At 39.7% G+C, this 16905-nt stretch carries 20 protein-coding genes; all 20 read right to left on the reverse strand.

Going from position 1 to position 16905, the window contains the following annotated elements:
• Nucleotides 1-46: 46 nt before the first annotated feature.
• The 20 genes from C0J00_RS05825 to hflX all read right to left on the reverse strand — a co-directional run bounded on the left by C0J00_RS05825 (nt 47) and on the right by hflX (nt 16801).
• A complete protein-coding gene (locus C0J00_RS05825) occupies nt 47-535 on the reverse strand; it encodes a phosphoribosylanthranilate isomerase (protein WP_104967989.1) in 489 nt (162 codons plus the stop codon).
• Nucleotide 536: 1 nt separating this feature from the next.
• Nucleotides 537-1130, reverse strand: a complete 594-nt coding sequence (locus C0J00_RS05830; RefSeq protein ID WP_104967990.1) for a dTDP-4-dehydrorhamnose 3,5-epimerase family protein — start codon at nt 1128-1130, stop codon at nt 537-539.
• A complete protein-coding gene (gene rfbA, locus C0J00_RS05835; protein ID WP_104968848.1) occupies nt 1130-1999 on the reverse strand; it encodes a glucose-1-phosphate thymidylyltransferase RfbA in 870 nt (289 codons plus the stop codon). Before rfbA ends, C0J00_RS05830 begins: the two co-directional genes overlap by 1 nt.
• Nucleotides 2000-2064: 65 nt before the next feature.
• A complete protein-coding gene (locus C0J00_RS05840) occupies nt 2065-3180 on the reverse strand; it encodes an NAD(P)/FAD-dependent oxidoreductase (protein ID WP_104967991.1) in 1116 nt (371 codons plus the stop codon).
• Nucleotides 3181-3200: 20 nt separating this feature from the next.
• Nucleotides 3201-4022, reverse strand: a complete 822-nt coding sequence (locus C0J00_RS05845; RefSeq protein WP_104968849.1) for a ZIP family metal transporter — start codon at nt 4020-4022, stop codon at nt 3201-3203.
• 12 nt (nt 4023-4034) lie between these two features.
• Nucleotides 4035-4823, reverse strand: coding sequence for a Nif3-like dinuclear metal center hexameric protein (locus C0J00_RS05850; protein ID WP_104967992.1), 789 nt, complete (start codon nt 4821-4823; stop codon nt 4035-4037).
• Nucleotides 4813-5499: a tRNA (adenine(22)-N(1))-methyltransferase gene (locus C0J00_RS05855; protein ID WP_104967993.1), complete on the reverse strand. Its 687-nt coding sequence runs from the start codon at nt 5497-5499 to the stop codon at nt 4813-4815. The genes C0J00_RS05850 and C0J00_RS05855 overlap by 11 nt, the downstream gene beginning before the upstream one ends.
• 94 nt (nt 5500-5593) lie before the next feature.
• Nucleotides 5594-6106, reverse strand: a complete 513-nt coding sequence (locus tag C0J00_RS05860; protein ID WP_104967994.1) for a DUF2812 domain-containing protein — start codon at nt 6104-6106, stop codon at nt 5594-5596.
• An 88-nt stretch (nt 6107-6194) separates the two neighbouring features.
• Entirely contained in the window at nt 6195-6530 is a 336-nt protein-coding gene (locus C0J00_RS05865; protein ID WP_104968850.1) for a PadR family transcriptional regulator, read from the reverse strand.
• A gap of 209 nt (nt 6531-6739) precedes the next feature.
• Nucleotides 6740-7417: a DnaD domain-containing protein gene (locus tag C0J00_RS05870; RefSeq protein ID WP_104967995.1), complete on the reverse strand. Its 678-nt coding sequence runs from the start codon at nt 7415-7417 to the stop codon at nt 6740-6742.
• A gap of 9 nt (nt 7418-7426) precedes the next feature.
• Entirely contained in the window at nt 7427-8353 is a 927-nt protein-coding gene (locus tag C0J00_RS05875) for a homoserine O-succinyltransferase (protein ID WP_104967996.1), read from the reverse strand.
• 105 nt (nt 8354-8458) lie between these two features.
• A complete protein-coding gene (locus tag C0J00_RS05880; protein WP_104967997.1) occupies nt 8459-8977 on the reverse strand; it encodes an adenine phosphoribosyltransferase in 519 nt (172 codons plus the stop codon).
• 122 nt (nt 8978-9099) lie between these two features.
• Nucleotides 9100-9471, reverse strand: a complete 372-nt coding sequence (locus tag C0J00_RS05885) for a TIGR02328 family protein (protein ID WP_104967998.1) — start codon at nt 9469-9471, stop codon at nt 9100-9102.
• Complete coding sequence (locus C0J00_RS05890) at nt 9468-9824, reverse strand: hypothetical protein (RefSeq protein ID WP_104967999.1); 357 nt, start codon at nt 9822-9824, stop codon at nt 9468-9470. Before C0J00_RS05890 ends, C0J00_RS05885 begins: the two co-directional genes overlap by 4 nt.
• 3 nt (nt 9825-9827) lie before the next feature.
• Nucleotides 9828-12029 (reverse strand): single-stranded-DNA-specific exonuclease RecJ, encoded by a 2202-nt coding sequence (gene recJ / locus C0J00_RS05895; protein ID WP_104968000.1) that lies wholly within the window; start codon nt 12027-12029, stop codon nt 9828-9830.
• Between the two features lie 111 nt (nt 12030-12140).
• Nucleotides 12141-13124, reverse strand: coding sequence for an aldo/keto reductase (locus tag C0J00_RS05900; RefSeq protein ID WP_104968001.1), 984 nt, complete (start codon nt 13122-13124; stop codon nt 12141-12143).
• Nucleotides 13125-13221: 97 nt separating this feature from the next.
• Nucleotides 13222-13986: an SDR family NAD(P)-dependent oxidoreductase gene (locus C0J00_RS05905; RefSeq protein ID WP_104968002.1), complete on the reverse strand. Its 765-nt coding sequence runs from the start codon at nt 13984-13986 to the stop codon at nt 13222-13224.
• Nucleotides 13983-14915 (reverse strand): ribonuclease Z, encoded by a 933-nt coding sequence (gene rnz / locus C0J00_RS05910; RefSeq protein ID WP_104968003.1) that lies wholly within the window; start codon nt 14913-14915, stop codon nt 13983-13985. The genes C0J00_RS05905 and rnz overlap by 4 nt, the downstream gene beginning before the upstream one ends.
• 10 nt (nt 14916-14925) lie before the next feature.
• Complete coding sequence (locus C0J00_RS05915; RefSeq protein WP_104968004.1) at nt 14926-15570, reverse strand: cystathionine beta-lyase; 645 nt, start codon at nt 15568-15570, stop codon at nt 14926-14928.
• On the reverse strand, nt 15563-16801 hold the full coding sequence (gene hflX / locus C0J00_RS05920) for a GTPase HflX (protein WP_104968005.1): 1239 nt from the start codon (nt 16799-16801) through the stop codon (nt 15563-15565). The genes C0J00_RS05915 and hflX overlap by 8 nt, the downstream gene beginning before the upstream one ends.
• Nucleotides 16802-16905 lie beyond the last annotated feature (104 nt).

The raw sequence follows: 16905 nt of genomic DNA on the forward strand, positions 1-16905 counted from the left end.
GCGGAGTACGCAAGCAACTCCCTTTTATAGGCTCGATTTACTCGCCTTATTTATCTAAGATCTCTTTTAAATAGTTAATTTTATCAAAATCTTTTTGGTTGTTGTTTTCTGCGCGATAGCTATCTTTAGAAGAAGCTTGGTAAATGTTGAGGTATTGTTCCAAAGTAGGAAGGTAATAACGAATGCCCTGATTCTCTATTTCTTCTAGATCTTCTAAGGCTACACCAGCAAAGGCTGGTAGAGAATGAATACCTCCGAATTCCACGGAAAGATTACTTTTCTGAAATTCGTGTTCATGTCTGTCGACCAAATGATAGCCTAATGCTTCCATAATGAGATTGAGTTCATCAAACTGGTAAATCCTTCCTTCATCAGGTGCCTCCCAACCTCTAGGATCACTAGGGACGTGAATGTCTATATCCTGTGGATTCCAACTTTTTCCAGTTCGAATTTCTAAGCCTAGACTGCCCATCAGAAGCGGTGTAATCCCAATATGATTGAGTCGCTCTGCAATTTCCAAAAAGCTCTCAAACATTTTATAAATCTTCTTTCTTTAAAGGTTTGACATCTTTGAGAAGGGGATGATTTTTATCTGCTTCTGAAACTTCTGCTGCTTCTAGGTTTTCCCACTTGATACCAAGTGTTTCATCTGCGTAATTGACAAAAGCGTACTTTGGCTTGAGTTCCAAAGCCCAGTAGTCATTGACCAAGTAGCTATAAGACACCTTATCTGACAAGACTTGGAAACCATTAGCAACACCTCGAGGCACAAAGATACCTTTTGAAGCATCAATAACTGTTTGATAGACATTACCAAAAGTATCACCTTCGCGGAGATCAACCCAAGATCCTAAAACCTTGCCTTCATCTGCAACAGAGATATATTTATCCCAAGGTTCTGCGTGCAAGCCACGAAGAACATTTTTGCGTGAGAAAGAGACGTTATTTTGTAATTTTCCCTCTTCAAAGAAGCTTTCTGGAAAACCAAGTGGCACCATTTTTTCTTTTTGGAAATTCTCTTTGAACCAGCCACGGTTATCACCACGGACAGGAATATCAAATTCCAAAAGCCCTGGAATAGCATCGATTTTGCGGCAGGCTAGTTCTTTATCAAAAAATTGTTCAGTCATTAAGCTTCTCCAATCAAACGGAGCAAGTATTGTCCGTATTCATTTTTCTTCAGTGGTTGTGCCAATTCAAGAACTTGTTCTTTGGTAATATAACCCATACGGTAAGCAATTTCCTCAAGGTTTGCTACTTGAACATTTTGCAAGCGTTGAACGGTTTCGATATATTGACTAGCTTCAAGCAATGATTCATGTGTACCAGTATCCAACCAAGCAAAACCACGTCCCATCAACTCAACAGATAAATCGCCACGGTCAAGATAAGCTTTATTGACGTCCGTAATTTCTAACTCACCACGAGGTGAAGGCTTGATATTTTTAGCGATCTCTACCACATCATTGTCATAGAAATAAAGGCCAGTAACCGCAAAGTTTGATTTTGGTTCTTCTGGTTTTTCTTCAATGGAAATAGCATTCATGTTTTCATCAAATTCAACCACACCAAAACGCTCTGGGTCTTTGACTTGATAGCCAAAAACAGTCGCACCTGTTGATTTAGAAGCTGCACGCTGAAGCATTTTAGTCAAGCCATTACCGTGGTAGATATTATCACCTAGAATCAAGCAGACACTATCATCTCCGATAAACTCCTCACCAATAATAAAGGCTTGTGCGAGACCGTCTGGACTTGGCTGTTCAGCGTAGGCTAAGTTAATGCCAAGTTCTGACCCATCTCCTAGCAAATCCTTAAAACGTGGAAGATCCTGAGGTGTTGAAATGATTAAAATATCTTTAATCCCAGCCAACATCAAGGTTGACAAGGGGTAAAAAATCATTGGCTTATCATAGATAGGCATGAGTTGTTTTGACGCAGCACGTGTTAAAGGATACAAACGTGTTCCTGAACCACCAGCAAGAATAATACCTTTCATCATGAAGGACTCCTTTTTATAGAAAATTTTTTCCTTAATTAGTAACCGTTTTATTTTATCATATTTTAACTATATTTGTCAGCTTTCAATGTGTTCCAAATGTAGTTAGAAGCTTTATAAGCTTCGGCATCCAACCAAAAGGTTTGGTTTTGTAACATTGAGACGAGCTCTCTAGCAATGAGTGGCCCTGTTGTCAAACCTGATGATCCTAAGCCACTGGCAACATAGACACCTTCTAAATCAGGGACGTGACCATAGAATGGTGAAAAATCACTAGTGTAAGCTCTGATACCGATACGATCCGTTTTTGCTAGCGCCTCATCAACTTTAGGAAAAAAAACACGCGCTTCTGACTCTAATCGGTCTAAAACGGATTGATCCACCGTCAAATCAAACCCTTTATCATTTTCGTGGCTAGCACCGACAGAAACCTTGCCATTCACAAAAGGAATGACATCTAGTTCCCCTTCTGGCATAAACACAGGGAGATTTTCAGTTTGGTAATCCTCAAACTGATAGTCTAATAGCTGTCCTTTTTGAGGACGAACATCCACTTCGTAACCCAATGGTTCCAAAATTTTTCCTAACCAGGCACCTGTCGCCAGAATAACCCTGTCAAAATGCTGGCTGTCAATGTCGTAACAGTTTCCGACTTGAGTCACCGTCACTTCTTTACAAATCACTGGACAAGCTGCCGCTTGTAATAGTGTCTCCGTTAAGGCAGCACCATCTAAGCGAGCTGCACCTGAGGCATAGAGCATTTGACCTTTTGTCTCTAAGTCTGGAAAAGCAGCTTTAACATCCTCTTCAGAAAGAATTTTCAATTCTCCAATCAAGGGTGATTCTTCAATCCGACTATGGGCTAAATCATATAAATCCTGAAAGTGCTCAGGTGTCTTTTTATGAAGAAGAATACCAACTTGCTTATAAAAGGACGTGTCAAATCCATCTTTTTGCAAATCTGCTACTAGTTGCGGATAAAAATCTGCTCCTAAGCGAGCCATTTTATACCAAGCTTTATTACGGCGGCGTGAAAACCAAGGACTAATAATACCTGCAGCTGCCTTTGTCGCCTGACCAAGACCATGGTCAAAAACAGTCACTTGGACATCCTCTTCTTTTGACAAATAGTAGGCTGCTGTTGAACCTACAATACCAGCGCCAATAATAGCAACTTTCATTTTATTTCCTTTCTTAAGACTTAACCCAAGGCCACATCCATCACCATCATAATCACAAATCCCATCATGAGACCAAGTGTTGCAATATCCGTATTACCATTTGTTTGTGACTCTGGAATTAACTCTTCTACTACAACGAAAATCATAGCGCCTGCTGCAAAAGACAGGGCATAGGGCAAAATTGGCATCATGGCTAGAACAAGAGCTGCACCAAGAACAGCAAAAATAGGCTCTACAATAGCTGATAAAGTACCTAAACAAAAGGCTCTTCTTCGACTTTTACCATCAGCACGGATTGGAATAGATAAGGCAGCTCCTTCTGGAATATTTTGCAGACCAATTCCTACAGCAAGACTGATAGCGCCAATCAAGGCCGGAACGCTAAAAGTCCCTTGAGCCAAGGCACCAAAAGTAACGCCTACAGCTAAACCTTCCGGAATATTGTGAATCATAATAGCTAAAAATAAGAGAGAAGTTTTCGACAATTTTTTCTCCGGTTGCAATCCTTCGACGTCTTCAATATCTTTATCCAAATGCAAGTGAGGCACTAAAGCATCGATGAGACGAATAAAATAACCTCCCAAGAGAAAACCTATCGCAGCTGGAACAAAGGCCCATTTCCCATAAGAACTTTCTGCATAGGAAATAGACGGCGCTAAAAGCGACCAAAAGGAAGCCGCAATCATGACCCCTGCCGCAAACCCCATCATGACGTCTAATAGCTTTCGACTAATATGCTTAAAGAAAAAAACAATAGCTGATCCAACAATCGTACAAGCCCATGTAAATAAACCTGCTAAAAAAGCTAGTAACACAACATTTTGCGATGATATCCATTCAATCATAAATCACCTCTACCGATGTGAAAAGGGATTAGTCGAAGATTGACTTTCAAGAACATCCACTTCCCATTTTTCCTCTAATTTCCACTGCTTCAAACGTTTAGCAATCTCAGAGATAAAAAGTACTTCAATATGATGACCCGGATCAATGGCGTATAGACCATCCGTAATCATTTCCTGAGCTGTATGATAATAAATATCACCAGTTACGTATACCTGAGCACCTTTTGCTAAAGCTTCTTGATAAAAGGATTGCCCCGAACCACCACAGATAGCTACTCTTGAAACCCTTGGATTTTGGCCATCATAGCGTACCATTCGAACACTATCTAAAGCAAAGCTATCCTTAACTTTCATGGCAAAATCCTCCAAAGTCTGCTCAGGAATATCACCAATCCTTCCAATACCCCCTTGATCAGTGGTCAAAGACAAGGGTTCCGTATTTTCAATACCTAGAATTTCACAAAACCAGTCATTGAGACCATCTGGAATAATATCAATATTAGTATGGCTAACATAGACAGCAATATCATGTTTAACCAAATCTAACAGTATGTCACGTTGAGGTGACGATACCAGATCCTTAATGCCTTTGAAAATTGGCGCATGTTTGGTAATAATCAAATCTACTTCATTGGCGATAGCTTCTGCAACCGTGTTTTCACGGACATCTAGCGTTACCATTACCTTTTTGATGTCCTTGTTTAGAGTACCGATTTGAAGGCCAACCACATCACCTTCCATGGATAATTCAGGTGGACAATAATTTTCATATTTTTCGATAACTTCCTTAGCTAACATCAGAAATGACCTCCTTAATCTTTGCCATTTTAGTCATAAGCACCTCTCGTTCTGCTAATTTATCTTCTGGTACAGACGACAGAGCAAATGCTAACTTCTCCCACTCTCTTTGCCATTTAGCTTTAAAAACAGCAGACTTATCTTTTAAAAGATAAGGACCAAAGCGAGAGTCATCGTTTGATAAAGTCATTTGCCCGTGCTCAGCCACGATAATTTCATAGTATTTATTATTTTCGGTCATCATTGTTTCGGAAACGATGTGAAAATCATTTTTCTCAAGCCAACGTCGTAAATCGTCCTCACGATTATTGGGTTGCAAAATCAAGCGCTCAACACTTGCTAACTTTTTCTTACCAGCATCTAAAATCTCAGAGATTAAACGACCACCCATGCCGCAGATTGTAATCGCCGATACATGGTCACTTGCTTCAAATGCTGCTAATCCATTGGCTAAACGAACCTCAATCTTATCTGATAAGTGTGAATACTGCACATTTTTGTTAGCTGATTGATAGGGACCTTCTACCACCTCACCAGCAATAGCCCGCTCAATGTGACCTTGTTCCAATAGAGCAATAGGAAGATAGGCATGGTCACTTCCCACATCCAGTAAAACAGCATTTTTAGGGACAAACTTAGCAACTTCTGAAAGTCGTTTTGATAATTGTGTTTCCATTTGTTTTTTTTACTCTTTCATTCTTACAATAGTTTTATTATACCAAAAAACCACCCTAGTTTGGGTGGTAATCCTGTGAATATTCTTGCGATTATCAACGATTTTTTAATGTCAAATAGGTTCTACCATAAGCAAGAGCAAATAAAGCATAAACTATTCCCAATAAAGGGGCTCTGAATAAAACAAAGGGAGTTTCAGAAAGAAAGTGTCCCCAAAAATCCCAACCCGATAACTGCCACAAACCTGGCGTAAGATACCACGATTTTGGATTTAAAAATGATGGATAGCCACCATTCTGATAACTTAGTAATAGTGATAAACTGGTTAAACTAAAGAGAATAAATAGGAAGGCTACGTTTTTTAATAATCTCTTTTTCATATCAACAACTGAAGCATCGTCTGAAAAAATTTCCTCTGAAACAGTGGGGGAGTGCTGACGAAAATACTGTTCTCCTGACCAAAGTGAGCCACTGATGTGATCCCAACCATAATCGTTAAACAGTTGTATATAGTCTATATACTCTTCATTTTTCTTAAAAGACCTAAAATCAATTTTGACAATCGGATAGTTGCCAGTCTTAGATTTTCGGAAACGATAGAGTGGCACATAACTTCATACACCCTCAAAAACATAACCTTTAGCTTGAACTGCGTTAATCCAAGTCTCTTCTTTCTTGATATCCCCAAAAAATAATTTACATTTCCGCATCATGCTCTCCTTTCATCATTTCATCTTCAGCAACCATTAACAATTTTTTAAAACGTTCAATCTCAAGTTTTAATATTTCACGTCCTTTAACTGTTGTCTGATATACCTTTCGACGCTTATCATCAGTTGGAACCGATGCAATCCATTCCAGTTTTAATAAGTTTTCAATGGCGCCATACATGGTACCAGCAGCAATCTTGACATCTCCTAGGCTCATCTCTTCTACTTTTTGCATGATTAGGTAACCATGTCCAGGTTCTAACAGAGCCATTAAAATATAGTAGGTCGTTTCAGTCAGTGGGAGTTCTTTCGCCCTTTTCAAGACCATACACCTCTTTTCCATACACTATACAGTTTAACTTTATAAGGCTATTATATATCGTTTTACTATACATGTCAACTGTATAGTAAAAAAGATTAGGATTTCCTAATCTTTTACAATAATCATGATTTCCAGCAGAGACTATTGGGATCTTGCTTCATTTTGAAGAAAGAAACTCGAGTGATTTAGATATTCAGGTCTAATAACCATTAATTATCATTCCCCCATATATTCATGGCATTGAGGAAGTCGTCTGAAACAGTAACCTTATTAGGGTCAGCTTCTTCACGTTGACGGCGTCTTTCTTCAACCTGACGAACAGTAGTGATACCATCGCGTTTCCAATTTCGTAAAATAGCGTTGATGTAATTCCAACTAGTCTTACTATTAAAGACTGCTTCGCGGAGGGCTTGGCGTACCAAGTCGGGATCAATGCCATCATCTTTGACCGTTTTGGTCAAATCTTCCAATTCAAAGGGACTGAGTAATCTTCCCAACTCATTTTCAAAATCTTGGACCAATTCTTTAAAGGCATTCCCTGATGTTTTTGGCGTTTCCTTCTTCTCAGTTAGTAGATTATCTAACTTGACCATAGCTGGCGTGGTATCAAAGATCATCTCAATTTCACCACCAAGTTCAATAGTTTTCATATCCAGCAAGTCTTGGTCAGTCAAACGAGAAATGATACGATTGACTTCTGTCACTGTTTTCCCAATACTTTCCGCAATCTCACTTGAAGCCATTTCTTCCTTATGACTGGTGTTTTGAAAATAAAAGAATTGCCAAACCAAAAAATCTTCAGCTGACTCAAAAATCTGATGATAATGAAATAATAAAGCTGCCGGCAAAACAAGATGTCCTTGTTTCATAGCTTGAGTATAGGTCATGACATTCCTCTAATAATGTTTTTGTAATTCTTCTAAATGGTAAGGTGTTTCTTGATAAACCGCATAATTAATCCAGTTACTGAAAAAAGTTGCTGCCGCTAAACTCCAGCTCATCTGAATGCCTTCTTCTGGTTGATCGTTTTTATAATAGGCTACCGGAAGTTTAGGATTTTTACCTGCCTCTTGGTCTCTAAGGTATTCATTTCCCAAAGTGTCACGGTCATATTCTAAATGACCGAAGCTATAGACTTCTCTTAAATCACCAGAAGCCAAGACAGACAAGCCTACTTCTTTCCCTTTAGCTAAAATCATTAAGTCTGTTTTTTCTTGAACAAGCTCTTCGGGAATATCAGTATACCTTGAATGAGGTGCCTTGAAACTGTCGTCAAAGCCTCGGAACAAGAGGTTGGTAGGATTTTCAACCGTCTGCTCATAGACTCCAGATAATTTTTCGGTTAATGAGACCTTATTGATACCGTATTTGTGGTAGAGCGAGGCTTGAGCCCCCCAACAAAGGTGTAGCGTTGAATAGACATGACTTTTTGACCAATCAAATACCCTAGTCAACTCCTGCCAGTAATCAACCTCTTCAAAAGGTATGGTCTCAACAGGAGCACCTGTGATGATCATGCCATCATAATAACGGTGTTTAATGACATCAAAGGTCTTGTAAAAAGTCCTCAGATACTGGGTTTCTGTATTCTTAGAAGCGTGACTTTCCATGTAGAGAAAATCCACATTGATTTGCAATGGGGTATTAGCTAAGAGTCTCAATAACTGAACTTCTGTAGCTTCCTTGGTCGGCATGAGATTAACAATCAAAATTTCCAAGGGACGAATATTTTGATGTTGGGCACGTTCATTATCCATGATAAAAACATTTTCTGAACGTAAAATCTCTAAAGCTGGTAACTGCGTGTCTAATTTTATTGGCATAAAAACTCCCTTTTCTACCTAGTCATTAATACTATTATAGTTAAGGGAGTTATAGGTTTCAAATTTGGAAAAACTAGGTTTAGTTATAGCTATTTCTTATAGCAATTAGCCTGGAAATTGCATCAATACTTTAGTATCGTAATCCCCAATTGTTTCACGACCGTTAAGGCCATCCAACTCAATGATAAAGGCACAACCAGCTACAATACCACCAAGCTTTTCAATCAACTCAATGGTTGCTTTGACGGTACCACCTGTTGCCAAAAGGTCATCAACGATAAGAACACGTTGTCCAGGTTTGATGGCATCAGCATGCATGGTAAGCGTATCTACACCGTATTCTTTTTCATAATCTGCTGAAATGACTTCACGAGGAAGTTTTCCTGGTTTACGAACTGGCGCAAAACCAATACCAAGTTCTACTGCAACAGGACAACCAATAATAAAACCACGCGCTTCTGGACCAACAATCATATCGATATCATGGTCACAAGCATACTGAGCAATTTCACGAACAGCATAGCTATAGGCTTTTCCATCTGCCATCAAGGGTGAAATATCACGGAATGTGATGCCTTCTTGTGGGTAGTTTTCGATTGAAGCGATGTATTTTGTTAAATCCATAATCTTACTGCAATTCCTTTTTCATCAACAGAAATCGCAAATCCTTTCTTATTCTTGAGTTTTCTCAAAATTGTTTTTACACACCATTATATCACTATTTCTCCTAAGTTGGAATGTTCAACTTAGAAGAGATGAATAAAAATGCCCTTTTGTCTCAAATTTTCCAAGCATTCCTCCAAGTAAAGTAACTGATGCTCTGGATAAATGGGATTAGTGAGAGTGACGGCATCTAGCTTGTCATAAGATGGAACTTTTTTACCTCTGTAATTGGGATCTTTCCATGACTCATCAGGTTGATAACCTCTAGCTTCCATTTCTTCCATAACCAAGAGATGATACTGATAAAGTTTATAAGGGGAATACTCAAAAACATAGTTAACCGTCGCATGGGGTCTTCCCCAACCGGCTCCTCGAAGCGCTGCACATTCACGGTGCTGACCTAAGAGCTGTTGCCGAGGTAGCTTGTTAATTAAATCTTGATGCCAAAGCCTCATCTTAATTCTCCTATCTCTATAACCAATGAACCGTCGTCTCGCAAACCTGATCGTTGCAAGCGATTAGCACCTGTCTGATCTGCTAGATAGGGTAAATGATAAAAGTTCAACTCTCCTGTTTGATTGAGGAGAGAAATCGACTGGATACATTTCCCTAAAACAGCTTCCTCAAGCAGGTAACCCTTATCTGGAAAAGCAGTCCTTTCTTCCCAAAATTCAGACCTAAACTGAACTTGTAAAAAAGATAACTCCAGACTATCTAATCTCTCCATACCCAAATGTAAGACGTAAAAGGCATTTATGGTTAAAACATCGTCTGGAAGATGGAAGTTGATTCTAGCTAATTGTCTCATCTATCACTCCACCAACCATTCATAGATTTCCCTAGGAGTACCAAGTGCCATAAGTTCTTGATACTTAACGTTTTTTTTCAAATCTTGATAAATCTGGCTACTTTCGATTGCTTTCTTTTCTGCCTCTTTATTAACCATCATAACACCATCTTTGATAGTGACAAAGCCTAATTCTTCAAAAATCTGTATCATTTTAATCAAAAGATAATCTTCAATGTTAAGATACTGACTAAGTTCTTTTAATTTATAACGAATATCAAACTCAGGAAATTGATAGATGGTTTTATATAATTTGGCAAACTGCTGACGTGTCCCAAAGCCAGACAAATAATAAGGTGTCTTCATATTATTTTTGAAATAAAGAGCTTCTAAATCATTGGCAGCAAACCAGCTTTTCAAATCATTAGGATTTTCTGGTAAATCCACCAAAACAGCGGTTTGACTGTCTCTTAGGTCAGCTGTTAATGCTGGGACATCAAAAGGTAATTTAGCGTTCTTAGCCCTAATATCAAAGAGCTGTACGCCTTCAACACGAGCATCTACAAGCATGAGCTGCAAGCTTGTTTGACCATTCCAGATATTAACGGAGAGGGTTACCGCCAGCTCTAGCTGCTGTGCCTGCTGAAATTCTGAAGCTAATACACCTTGATTAAAGGCAACCACATCAAAACTGGCACCCTCTTGCTTAACCTTTAATTTCAAGTGAGCATTATGTTGACCCATGGTACGAGCTTGTGTCACGTCAAAATCTTTGAGCCAAAAAACAGGTTTTTTGTGATCCATACCAAAGGGTGCCAAACGCTCTAGACTCTTGAGTGACTCTAAACTTAAATCTGGTAAGGATAAAGTCTCATCCAAAATCAAAGGATTTTTAATACTGGTATCAATCTCTTTATCAGTAACGTACTGGCAGAGAACATCAGACAGCTTCTCAAGATTTTCAACTGGCAGTGTCATCCCAGCTGCACCAGCATGGCCACCAAAGGCTGTAAAAATCTCGCGATGATCATCTAGGGCGTCAAATATATTTAAAACCTCAAGTGAACGAGCCGACCCCTTAGCCAGACCATTTTCGATGTTAAGAACAATGATGGTTTGTGAGATATTTTCTAAAATCCGTCCTGCCACAATTCCCAAGACACCTGGATGCCAGCCCTCTTTGGCTAAAACTTGCACTGGTTTAGATAGATCAACCATGGTCATCGCTTCATCATAAATCGTTTGCACCAGTTCTTTGCGTTCTTCATTTTTAGCTTTGATATCTATGGCAATAGCTTGCGCTTCTTCATCGTCAAAGCCTGTTAACAGCTCAATAGCAGGATTGGGATCATCCAAACGCCCTAAAGCATTGAGCTGGGGTGCAATGGTGAAACCTACGGTTTCTTCAGAAATCGTTTCAGGACTAACATCTGATAACTGAAGGAGTTCTTGAAGCCCAATACGCTCGGTCTGTTTGAGCATTTCGAGACCAACCTTGACCATGATACGATTTTCATCTGTTAAGCTAACCATATCCGCGATGGTACCAATAGCAACCAAATCTAAAAACTCGCTAGGAATGGATTCTAAAAGGGCACAAGCTAATTTAAAGGCTACACCAACCCCTGCTAAATGCTTAAAGGGATAATCAGCTTCTGGGTGCTCAGGATGGACAATGGCAAAGGCCTTAGGCAAATCTGCTGGCATACTATGGTGGTCTGTCACAATGACATCAACGCCTTGCTCTTGAGCATAAGCAATGGCCTCATGTCCAGCAACACCGTTATCCACGGTCACAATCAAGGAAATAGCCTGCTGCTCAATGAAATACTTATAAACACTGAGATTTGGCCCATAACCATCCGTAAAACGATTGGGCAGATAAACCTGAACCTCTGCTCCCATCATCTCCAAGGTTTCTTTGACAATACTAGCACTTGTCATCCCATCAGCATCGTAATCTCCATAAACTAGGATTTGCTCCCCTACTTCAATAGCTTGGCGAATCCTCTCAACGGATTTTTCCATATCATGCAATAAAAAGGGATCGTGAAGTTTAGATAAATCCGCGCTTAAGAAATCATCGAGAGCCTCCTCGCTTGTAATACCACGCTCCACCAAGAGTTTGGCTGCAATAGCATCTAATCCTCTTTTTTTAGCCAGTTTTAGGAAAGTATCATCAGCTTCCTTAGCTTCTATTTTCCAATCGTATTTAGACCTAATCATGTCTGTTTGCTACTCTTTTCTATTCAGAAATCAATCTTTACTAGTATACCAAAAAAAGACCTAAGATTCACTCTTAGACCTCAGCCTATTTAATCTTTCAGATAGACCTTTTTAGTAATCACCACGGATGTGATCGTGAACTTCTTTCCAGTAGAAGTCACTTAGTTTTTCGAGTTCTGCACTTGAAAAATCCTTGACAGAAGTTGCTGCAATGTTACTTGTTACTTGCTCTGGGTTCTTAAATCCTGGGATAACCGTTGAAATGCCTTCTTGTTGCAAAAGCCACTTGATAGATGCTTGAGCTAGGTTGTTGCGAGCATCTGCAATCCAACGCACTTGGTCAACCAATTCAATCGCTTTTTCAAAAGGCAAGCCACCAAAAGTTTCCCCAACATTAAAAGCTTTACCGTCTTTGTTAAAGTTACGATGATCATTTTCAGGGAAGACAGTATCTTTGGTATATTTACCAGACAAGAGACCACTGGCTAATGGCACACGCGCCAAAATACCGACATCTTGTTTGTTAGCCTGAGCAATCATCTCACTAACTGGTTTTTGACGAAGAAGATTAACAATGACTTGCAAGCTACTGGCATCTGTATTATCTAAAACAAATTTGCCTTGAGTATCTGTTTCTACAGAAACCCCGTAATAACGAATGAGCCCCTCTTGTTTAAGTTGTTCTAGTACTTTAAAGACGGATAAATCTTCTAAAACGTCTGTTGATGGGCAATGGATTTGATACAAGTCCAGACTTGAAACACCCAAGTTTTGCAAACTATTTTCACAATAAGCCCGTACCTTGTCGTAAGTATAATTGTCAAGGTTCGCAAAATCATCCTTACGCCCGAACTTAGTTGCCACATAAATCCGCTCGTCGCGCTCTTTAAGGAGTTGTCCAAGCAAACGCTCACTACGGCCACCACCATAGACGTCAGCCGTATCAAAGAAATTGACTCCTTGGTCTACCGCAGCATGCAGACTTTCTAAGGCAACCTCCTCAAAAGTATCACCCCAGTCACCACCGATAGCCCAAGTTCCCAAGCTAACTTCGCTGATTTCCATATCAGTCTTACCTAAACGATTGTATTTCATAGAGACCTCCTTTTGAGATTTATTATACCATTTTGTATCCAAAAGACTATATTTTTAGATGATTTAAGTTTTAAAAAATTGAACACTTGGTTCAATCTTATTTATAATTAAAAACTTTTCTTGCCATGAAATCACTCATTCGTGGGAACAGAGTATAGAGCTTGTGTGTTGCTGCCAAGGCAAATGGCATGTTAAGTTCACGCTTGTTTTTACCCATGATTTTGATCATCCGTTTAGCAACAACATCTGGTTTTAAACTAAATGTTTCAACGCTCTTAAGATAATCACCTGATGGGTCAGCCTTATCAAAGAACTGGGTATCAACAGGGCCAGGATTGACCGTGGTTACATAGACCTTCTTGTCAGCCAATTCTAAACGAAGGGCATTTGAAAATCCAATAACAGCAAACTTAGTCGCTGAATAGATGGTGGACTTAGCTGATGCAATCAAGCCAGCCATAGAAGCAATATTGATAATATGACCATGACCTTTTTCTGCCATGCGTTGACCTACAAGACGCGAAAAATGAATGGTTGCCAAAGTATTGACATCAAACATCTCTTCAATCTCATCAAAATCATAATCATCAAAGGCTTTGAATTCCCCAAAACCAGCATTATTGACCAAAATATCAATTCGTCCATACTGAAGGTAGATCTGGTCAATAACAGATGTCACAGCTTCCCTATCTGTGATATCAAGGCCGATACAGGTCTTATTTTCTACATGGCGATATAACTCCTCTAGCTTTTCCTGGCTACGGCCTAAAAGCACCAAGCCATCTTCACTAGGAAGGAGCTTTATCATTTCTTGAACGATGCCACCTGAAGCACCTGTAATAACAATAATGCGTTGACTCATCCAATTTCCACCTCATCTAAATCAAATACGACCTTTACATTCTCAAAGGTTTTAGCAGCATCACGTTCCAATTGACGACAATCTTTTGCTAAAAAACGCGGGCTAATATGGTTGAGTAACAAGCGTTTAGCGCCTGCTGCTTTAGCCACTTGTGCTGCCTGCATATTAGTCGAGTGACCATGAGACTTGGCAAGCTTTTCATCTCCCTTACCATAGGTTGACTCATGAACCAGAACATCAGCCCCTAAGCCAAGACGAACACTAGCATCAGTCTTGCGCGTGTCTCCCAAAATAGTGACAACCTTACCTTTTTTAGGTTCCGAAATAAAGTCTTTAGCAATGATTTTAGTCCCGTCTTCTAAGACGACATCCTGACCATTTTTGATTTTGCCAAACAAAGGACCAAAGGGGACACCTGCTGCTTTTAAAGCATCAGCATCCAAACTACCTTCCAAATCCTTTTGAACCACACGATAGCCAACACAGAAAATGCTATGATTCAGTTCTTCTGCGTAAACTTCGAATTTATCAGTCTCCATGATTTTTCCGAGACTATCACCCTCAAACTCATGAAAATGAATACGATAAGGCAAACGAGAACCCGTTACCCGAAGGCTGGACATAACATATGATTTAATTCCTTTTGGCCCATAAATTTCAATATCCGTCTGCTCTTCGCTTGATTGAAAGGCACGACTGGATAAGAAACCAGGTAGTCCAAGAACATGATCCCCATGCAGATGGGTGATAAAAATCTTACTGACCTTACGAGGTTTAATCGTTGTTTCTAAAATCTGGCGTTGGGTGCCTTCCCCACAGTCAAACATCCAAACTTCATTGATTTCATCTAATAATTTCAAAACCAAACTGGAGACATTGCGCCCTTTAGCCGGCTGACCTGCTCCTGTTCCTAAAAATTGTAATTGCATTGTTTCTCTTCTAATTTGCGGTGATATAAGCTATGTATTCACGCTGTTCAAAACCATAGTAAACTTTGCCTTGAGAACTTTGGCTTTGGAGCAATTCTGACAGCTCGTCTTGGTTGAAACTGGTGATTTTCGTGACATTAGCTTTAAGTTGGTAAACATGACTGAGTAGAGCTGACGCTGGTGTCATATCCTTAGCATCAGTCTCATCAAAAGTCATAGGAGACATTTTGATACGGTGCTTATCTTGATAAATCTTATAATCTGGAAAAATTTGAGCTAGCTCAAATAAAAGACTTGACGTGATGGGCTCATTGATTTCAGAAAATACCTGAGCAACCTGCTTGTCATTTTCAAAGGCAAAACCGTAAGATTTGCCAGATAAATTAAGGCGAACAAAAGGTTTTTCTTCAGCAAAACTTGGATTGTCTTGAAAAAGATCAAGAGCCTTTGAAATGTCAAAATAATAATCAGTCGCTGCTGTTTGCCCTTGCTTTTGATAGAGCTCAGCAAAATAAGCATTGATGACACTAGGAGGCGGTGTGATAAAAGCCAACTTTTGCTGGTCATCAAGTTCGTGTAATTGTTTCTCCAAATAAACCTTGTCAAGACTGGTGAAGCCACCAAACTTGAGGGCTAAATCTATATAATCAGTCATAAAATTCTTCTAATTTCCATTTGTTTTGGCTGGCGATGTATCCTGAAATCTCTTCGACTTCTTCTGAAAAATCATAGTGGTCTAAAAGTGCCAGCTTTTCAAGGGCGTAAAGCTTGTAGGCATCCTTTTGATGTACTTTTATGGCAAAGGGTTCAAATAAATCACGGATTTCATCGATAATCAGGTTACGAATAGACTGTCTAGCATCCTTGTCACGCGCTGAAATACGGACATTTGGAAAGGCCGTCGCCGTCAGACTTTCTACCTTATCCATCTTGTTGTAGATAGCAAGACGGGGAATATCTAGCATGTCCAAATCCTTGAGGATATCTAGGACGACCTTTTCATGCTCACTATGGTTAGGATCACTAGCATCAATAACATGTAGAAGCAGATCCACATGACGACTTTCTTCTAGGGTTGACTTGAAGGCTGCAACTAATTCCGTTGGCAAGTCCTGAATAAAACCAACCGTATCAGTCAATGTCGCCTGAAATTGCCCTTTAAGATAGAGTTGCTTGGTCGTCGCATCCAAAGTCGCAAACAGCTCGTCCGCTTCGTACTGTTTCTTATCCGTCAAGGTGTTCATGATGGTCGATTTACCAGCATTGGTATAGCCAATCAAGCCTATTTTAAAAGTTTCAGAATCCACCCGTTTGTCACGAATGGTTTGACGATTTTTTTCGACAATTTTGAGCTGACGCTCGATATCGTTAATCTGATTGCGGATAGAACGACGATTAAGCTCCAGCTGACTTTCACCGGGACCACGACTTCCGATACCACCCGCTTGACGGCTAAGCATAATCCCTTGACCAACTAAACGCGGTAACATGTACTTAAGCTGAGCCAGATGAACTTGTAACTTCCCTTCATGGCTCCGAGCTCGCATGGCAAAGATATCCAAAATCAACTGCATGCGGTCAATCACCTTAACTCCAAGTTCCACTTCTAAATTGGTATTTTGACGAGGTGTCAGGCGATTATTGACAATAACGGTATCAATCTCATCAGCATCAACTATCTGGCGAATTTCTTCTAGTTTCCCAGAACCGACAAAAGTTTTACTATCATAACGCTCACGTTTTTGGTGGTAAAAGTGAACAACTTCAGCGCCCGCTGTTTTAGCTAAACTAGCCAACTCTTCCATAGACATCTCAAAGTGTTCCGTCTCTTGAAGTTCTACACCTACAATAATGACACGTTCTTGTTTTCTTTGTGTTTCATACATAGGCTCACCTCCTTTTGTAGGTTTTTATCATGAAAAAATAGCCCACATGGACTATCAAAACTACCACATATTATAGCATATTTTCCCTACATTCACACTAGCAA

Source organism: Streptococcus pluranimalium, from assembly GCF_002953735.1.
GTDB classification, from domain to species: Bacteria; Bacillota; Bacilli; order Lactobacillales; family Streptococcaceae; genus Streptococcus; species Streptococcus pluranimalium.

Excerpts from the sequence above, each read along its gene's own strand:
- C0J00_RS05825 (WP_104967989.1), bottom strand. The coding sequence starts at position 535 with ATGTTTGAGAGCTTTTTGGAAATTGCAGAGCGACTCAATCATATTGGG.
- C0J00_RS05830 (WP_104967990.1), bottom strand. The coding sequence starts at position 1,130 with ATGACTGAACAATTTTTTGATAAAGAACTAGCCTGCCGCAAAATCGAT.
- rfbA (WP_104968848.1), bottom strand. The coding sequence starts at position 1,999 with ATGAAAGGTATTATTCTTGCTGGTGGTTCAGGAACACGTTTGTATCCT.
- C0J00_RS05840 (WP_104967991.1), bottom strand. The coding sequence starts at position 3,180 with ATGAAAGTTGCTATTATTGGCGCTGGTATTGTAGGTTCAACAGCAGCC.
- C0J00_RS05850 (WP_104967992.1), bottom strand. The coding sequence starts at position 4,823 with ATGTTAGCTAAGGAAGTTATCGAAAAATATGAAAATTATTGTCCACCT.
- C0J00_RS05855 (WP_104967993.1), bottom strand. The coding sequence starts at position 5,499 with ATGGAAACACAATTATCAAAACGACTTTCAGAAGTTGCTAAGTTTGTC.
- C0J00_RS05870 (WP_104967995.1), bottom strand. The coding sequence starts at position 7,417 with ATGACCTATACTCAAGCTATGAAACAAGGACATCTTGTTTTGCCGGCA.
- C0J00_RS05875 (WP_104967996.1), bottom strand. The coding sequence starts at position 8,353 with ATGCCAATAAAATTAGACACGCAGTTACCAGCTTTAGAGATTTTACGT.
- C0J00_RS05880 (WP_104967997.1), bottom strand. The coding sequence starts at position 8,977 with ATGGATTTAACAAAATACATCGCTTCAATCGAAAACTACCCACAAGAA.
- C0J00_RS05885 (WP_104967998.1), bottom strand. The coding sequence starts at position 9,471 with ATGAGGCTTTGGCATCAAGATTTAATTAACAAGCTACCTCGGCAACAG.
- C0J00_RS05890 (WP_104967999.1), bottom strand. The coding sequence starts at position 9,824 with ATGAGACAATTAGCTAGAATCAACTTCCATCTTCCAGACGATGTTTTA.
- recJ (WP_104968000.1), bottom strand. The coding sequence starts at position 12,029 with ATGATTAGGTCTAAATACGATTGGAAAATAGAAGCTAAGGAAGCTGAT.
- C0J00_RS05900 (WP_104968001.1), bottom strand. The coding sequence starts at position 13,124 with ATGAAATACAATCGTTTAGGTAAGACTGATATGGAAATCAGCGAAGTT.
- C0J00_RS05905 (WP_104968002.1), bottom strand. The coding sequence starts at position 13,986 with ATGAGTCAACGCATTATTGTTATTACAGGTGCTTCAGGTGGCATCGTT.
- rnz (WP_104968003.1), bottom strand. The coding sequence starts at position 14,915 with ATGCAATTACAATTTTTAGGAACAGGAGCAGGTCAGCCGGCTAAAGGG.
- C0J00_RS05915 (WP_104968004.1), bottom strand. The coding sequence starts at position 15,570 with ATGACTGATTATATAGATTTAGCCCTCAAGTTTGGTGGCTTCACCAGT.
- hflX (WP_104968005.1), bottom strand. The coding sequence starts at position 16,801 with ATGTATGAAACACAAAGAAAACAAGAACGTGTCATTATTGTAGGTGTA.